The organism is Ohtaekwangia sp. (assembly GCF_036568665.1).
In the GTDB taxonomy this organism is placed as follows: Bacteria; Bacteroidota; Bacteroidia; order Cytophagales; family Cyclobacteriaceae; genus Ohtaekwangia.
This window is the reverse complement of record NZ_DATCSD010000112.1, coordinates 1-5,897: the sequence shown is the minus strand read 5'-3', so window position 1 is coordinate 5,897 and position 5,897 is coordinate 1. Positions and strand designations below refer to the sequence as shown.

Below are 5,897 nucleotides of genomic sequence, written 5' to 3'. Positions count from 1 at the left end.
ACGATCGGGTTTGATGTTCCGGGATTGGTAGAGATTAAGAAGAACGGTAAGGTTGGTTACTTCAACCTCGAAACGCAGCAACAAATAGTAGAGCCGTTATATGATATGATCATTCCTTATACAGCGGATAATTCTTTTGCGCTGGTAAAACAGGATACGCTCTATGGATGGATCGATCATGCTTTTCAATATCATGAGGGATTTCCTTCAGCGGCAGCCGAGCAGTTAGTGGATAAATATGAATTTCTTCCCAAAAACCTTGTGCTGAAAGGTGATGCAAAAGCATTCTGCGAAATTCCCAATCAGGAATATATGGGAGCCGGTATCATTATGCCTCCTTCGTATATGGTTACCACAGGTATTCTCAGCGAAATCGTAAGCGGTATATCTACTGCCGAAGTACCACTCAATGCATGGACGGAATATATTGCGACCGGTAGCACGATGCTCGAAAGCATTACCGATAAAATCCAAGCTGTCGTTACCACGATTAATGAGCGGTATATCGAAGGGCGGGAAGAGTTTTATACTTACGATCGCCTGGTGCTGGTAAATCATCAGCATGATACACTGGCTGTGAGTGATATCAACTCCAGCAGCAAAATCAATTTTCACAAGTTGAATGATACACTGCTCGAATTGCAATACGAGAGTAATCAGCCGGAGGGAAGTGACTTTGATGAATTTAATATACCGGCCTATACTTATTTCCGTCTCAACGCAGGTACTGCTGCAACTCCCTGCACATCGCATCGCAGATTTCCCCAATCGCAGTTTGTAAAACTGGATAGCTCCTATCTTTCAGGCGATTTTAAACGTTATACTGATAAGGGTGAAGAAAATGTTTCATTCCTTTCACTGGCAACAGTAACTTATATACGTAATGAAATACTCGCTGACTATGGCTATAGTTTTCCAGGCTCGGAAATAGCCGAGAACTATAAATATTATAAATGGTATAAGCCTCAGTTCGATAAAGAAGAAGACCTGCAGGATCTGTTAACAGAAGAAGATCGCCATAACCTGGCGTTTCTGGCAAAGATCATTTCCTTGTTACAAGGAGGTAAAGCGGTATAAATGCAACGCATAGTTACCATTGCCAAGAACACCGGGCTCTTTGTTATAGTTATGCTGGGTGTTGCTTTGGCTGCCAATGCACTTTCGTATAGTAATTTTGATCCGCGGTATAATTTTCTGCGCCTCAAGCAGCAGGCTATTGCCACGGGTTGGTATTTACCTGCATACTATTCGCATGTGCTGGTGGGTGGCATTATACTGGTTATCGGTTTCTTTCAGCTTCATCCGTCATCCATTCGTAGGTTCAAAAGACTGCACAGGTTCTTCGGGTATATCTATGTAATGGGCATTCTTTTCTTTGCAGCACCCGGTGGTATTGTGATGAGTTTATTTGTTGATCGCGGGCCATTGGTATTAATGAGTTTTCTGTTGCAGGGAACATTGTGGTTTTGGTTTACCGCGCTGGCGTTCGATCGCATCCGAAAGGGAGACCTTGCAGCACATCGTGCCTGGATGTGGCGAAGCTATGCGCTCACCTTCGCGGCTATTACTTTACGGGTATATATCTTCTTTACTTCCTATCGGTATAACCTGAGCGAACCCGGAGCGTATGCCACGCTGGCCTGGCTCAGTTGGGTGCCGAACCTGCTGGTGGCAGAAATTTATATTCGAAAAACCGTGCACGAGGCAACAAACGGGCGTGCTGCAGGTCTTTAAACGTTCTGTTTTATAAAGTCGAATGCCTGGTTTATCAGGAAATTCGCGAACAGGGCACTGCTTCAGGCATTTTTACCCCGAACAAAAGAAAAACGTATGAACATCCCTTCGCCTACACGCACCGAGAACTGGATCATTGTCGCCAGTGCCCTTTTTGTCTTTTTACTACACCTGATCGTTAATCTCAACGGTGGTTACGGTTTCTTCCGTGACGAACTCTATTATATAGCCTGCAGCGATCACCTTGCCTGGGGCTATGTCGATCAGCCCCCTTTCTCAATTTTCCTGCTCAAAATATGGCGGTTGCTCTTTGGCGATAGCCTCGTTTCCATTCGCATGATACCCGCGCTGGCGCATACCGGTACCGTTGTGCTGGCCGGGTTACTAACCAGGCAAATGGGCGGAAAAGCCTTTGCTGTTTTCCTGGCGTGCTGGTGTGTTGTGTTCTCCCTCATTCATCTGGGCATGAGTGGTGTTTACTCCATGAATGCCATCGATATATTTTTATGGACGCTGGCGATGTACTTTGTTCTGAAACTTATTCATACACCACGGCCGGGCTATTGGATAGCGCTGGGTGCAGTGTTGGGGGTTGGGTTGCTCAACAAGATCAGCGTGCTCTTTTTAGGAGCGGGTATATTTACCGGTATAGTGTTTACTCACCGTGCCTGGTTCTCTTCACGCTGGCTATATATAGCAGGTATCATTGCCCTGGTAATTTTTGTACCCTATATTTTCTGGAACCTGAACCACGATAACGCGCATCTTGAATTTATACACAACGCATCAGCCGGTAAATATTCCGGCAGAAGCAGACTGCAATTTGTGGTTGAGCAGATACTATACCTGAACCCGCTCAGCGCTCCTGTGTGGATAACCGGATTACTCGCCTTGTTCTTTTACAAGCCGCTGCAAAGCTATGGCATCTTCGGGTGGCTGTACCTTACTGCATTTATTATATTAGTAATAAATCCTACCAGCAAAGGTGAATATCTTGCTCCGGGGTATGCGTGCCTCCTGGCTGCAGCCGGTATATATATTGAACAGAAATTCACTATGCCATCCGTGCGTTGGTTGCGCATGGTATATCCGGCACTTATCGCAGTATCATCGGTAGTCTTGCTACCGATGATATTGCCTGTACTACCCGTGGAGCAATATATAGTGTATGCTAAAAAGATAGGTATGGAGCCGAGTTCCAGCGAAAACAAAGAGCTGGCCGAGCTGCCGCAATTCTATGCTGATATGTTTGGGTGGGAAGAAAAAGCGCGGGATGTAGCGAAAGTATATAATTCATTAAGTGAAGAGGACAAAGAAAAATGTGCAATCGTCTCTTCGAATTATGGCCGCTGTGGTGCGATCGATTTTTATGGAGCAAAATATGGCTTACCCAAATCTATCGGTACACATAATAATTACTGGATATGGGGAACGCGCAATTATACCGGTGAGGTAGTGATGATTCTGGGGGGAACTATGGAAGATCACGTGAATGATTTTGAATCGGTCGAGGAAGTAGGTGTTTCTTCGTGTACCTATTGCATGCCGTATGAAAATCATGTGCGCATCTTTCTTTGTCGGAAGCTGAAGTATCCTATCGCCACCTCCTGGAAATACGAAAAACATTACGAGTGATATTCCAAGCGTTATAACACCAATGCTCTGCGATCGTTTTCTCAGTGGAAATACGGATTCATCATTACGTGTTTTATTGAGAAAGCGATCATGGATAAACCGGAGTGTTGAGATAAACGGATTCCTTCATCTTTGCACCCCTGCCGTATTCAGGGGCAGACCATTCAGACATGAAGGCAATTCGATGCAGTTGTTATCTGTTCAGTCTTCTTTGCTGCGGAATAGTAAACGCTCAGTCTACTCTTGAGAAGATCAAGTTCTCGCGTATAGAAACTGCTTCCGGGCTTTCCAACTCCCGGGTAACAGATATAGTACAGGACTCCCGTGGATTTTTATGGTTCGCTACAGACGATGGCCTGAACCGATTTGATGGCTATGAATTTAAAATATACCGTAATCATCCGGACGATACTACCAGTCTTCTCAAGAACTCTATCAATCGTATTTATGAAGATAACCGCGGACTTATCTGGGTAGCTACTCGCCATGGCGGACTTCATATATACAATCGTGCTCAGGATAATTTTTCGCGCGTACCCGGATATGCGTTCGATTGTGAAGTGAATGAAATTATTGAAGATAAAAATTGTATATGGGTGGCCGGTGTAAAATCCGGATATGCTTTTGCCGATCAGTATACCAAGGCATTACACCCACGCTTGCAGAAGCATTTTGTTTTTCTATCGCGTAACCCGGTACATTCTATTATACCCGCATCCGAAAATGAATATTGGATGGGTATCCGCGATACAGGATTTTTCCGGTGGAATACAGAGAGCAATACCCTGACCAAATATCATGCTGATGCATCGAACCCGAATAGTATCGTAAGCGACCTTTTTGATGTAGCTATAAAAGATGATCAGAACAATGTGTGGATCGCTACCGCGGAAGGGTTAAGTAAATTTGACGTTGCCCGAAATATATTTACCAACTATACCACGAAAAATACTTCAGGTAAAGAAGGACTCGCTGTCAACAATATACTTTCGCTTGCCATCGATGGTGATTATCTCTGGATCGGTACAGAGAATGGCGGACTGAACCGGTTCAATAAACGCACCGGTAAATTTTCGCACTTCATGTCTGTTAAAAATGATCTGTCTTCACTCTCCGATAATTCAGTATGGGCGTTGTATAAAGATCGCGAAGGACGTATTTGGATAGGCACATTCTCGAAGGGTATATGTGTGATCGACAAACTGAAAGAGAAGTTCCTGGAGGTAAATATACCCCTGGAGAATGATGTGGTAAATGCGATCTGGCAGGATTCCAAGAAACGATTCTGGATTGGTACAGAAGGAGGGCTCGCTGTAAAGAAGAATGAGCATATACAATACTATAGACATACACAGGATAACGCCAGCCTTGCGAACGACCCGGTATTATCAATCTATGAAGACAGCAAGCGACAATTATGGTTTGGAACATGGGACGGAGGGTTGAACCTCTATAATGAACAAGCCGATAACTTTACACACTATAAACACGATGCAGCAAAACCCGGCAGCCTGGTGGATAATAATGTGTTTGTTATACAGGAAGAAAAAGAAGCAGGTCAGTTGCTGGTGGGCACACAAGATGGTCTGAATATACTGACCGATGCACGCAAAGGTACATTTGAACAGGTGCGTGAAAAGGAGTTCGGCTTCAATAATTATATCCGGTATATCTATGAAGATCGCCAGCAAAATGTATGGGTAGGATCAATTGAAGAACTTACCTTGTATGATCGGGCAGGTAAACAATTAAAGCGATTTGATACCTCCGTTCATCCCGACTCTATTGCTGTGAGTGGTATAGTGAATTGTATAGCAGAAGATAAGAAAGGACGCTTGTGGGTAGGTACTACCAACGGATTGCACCTGCTGGTTGATCAGAAATTTCAGAAACGCTATATTACTGAGAACGGATTGCCCAACAACACAGTGTGTGGTATACTGGAAGACGACAAGGGTAATTTGTGGTTGAGTACCTCCGGTGGTATAGCACGCTTTAATCCTGAGGAAGAATCGTTCCGTAATTATGATGTGAGCGATGGTTTGCTTAGCAATGAATTTAAACCACGTGTATGCCTGCGTAACAACGAGGGACAATTCTTCTTCGGTGGTAAAGGTGTTAATGTATTCTATCCGGATAGTATAAAAGACAATCCGAATATACCACCGGTATTTATTACCGATCTGAAAATCTTTAATGAATCGGTAAAGATTGGCGATAAGTTTGGTGTACTCGACAGGCAGATAAGTGAAACGCAGGAGGTAACACTTTCGTACGAATCGAACTTCTTCACCATACATTATGTAGCGCTCAACTATACGGCTACCGATAAAAATCAGTATGCGTATAAACTGGAGGGGTTTGATAAAGACTGGAATTATGTAGGCGCACAACGTTCGGTTACTTTCACCAACCTTGATCCTGGCTACTATATATTTAAAGTAAAAGCCAGCAACAACGATGGCCTATGGAATGAAGAAGGAGCATATCTGATTATACATATACTGCCACCATGGTGGGGAACATGG

At 44.0% G+C, this 5,897-nt stretch carries 4 protein-coding genes; all 4 read left to right on the top strand.

The genetic code is table 11. From position 1 onward, the window contains the following. The coding region (locus VIN08_RS05880; RefSeq protein ID WP_331961642.1) for a YARHG domain-containing protein at nt 1-1,077 on the top strand (1,077 nt) is incomplete at its 5' end. Then, entirely contained in the window at nt 1,078-1,734 is a 657-nt protein-coding gene (locus tag VIN08_RS05875) for a DUF2306 domain-containing protein (protein WP_331961639.1), read from the top strand. Nucleotides 1,735-1,830: 96 nt separating this feature from the next. Continuing rightward, nucleotides 1,831-3,369 carry an ArnT family glycosyltransferase gene (locus VIN08_RS05870; RefSeq protein WP_331961636.1) on the top strand — a complete coding sequence of 513 codons (1,539 nt, stop codon included), beginning with the start codon at nt 1,831-1,833 and terminating at the stop codon, nt 3,367-3,369. Nucleotides 3,370-3,539: 170 nt separating this feature from the next. Beyond that, the coding region (locus VIN08_RS05865; protein WP_331961633.1) for a ligand-binding sensor domain-containing protein at nt 3,540-5,897 on the top strand (2,358 nt) is incomplete at its 3' end.

Bases quoted from the DNA above. Each gene is read 5' to 3' on its own strand.
- VIN08_RS05875 (WP_331961639.1), top strand. From the start codon at position 1,078: ATGCAACGCATAGTTACCATTGCCAAGAACACCGGGCTCTTTGTTATA.
- VIN08_RS05870 (WP_331961636.1), top strand. From the start codon at position 1,831: ATGAACATCCCTTCGCCTACACGCACCGAGAACTGGATCATTGTCGCC.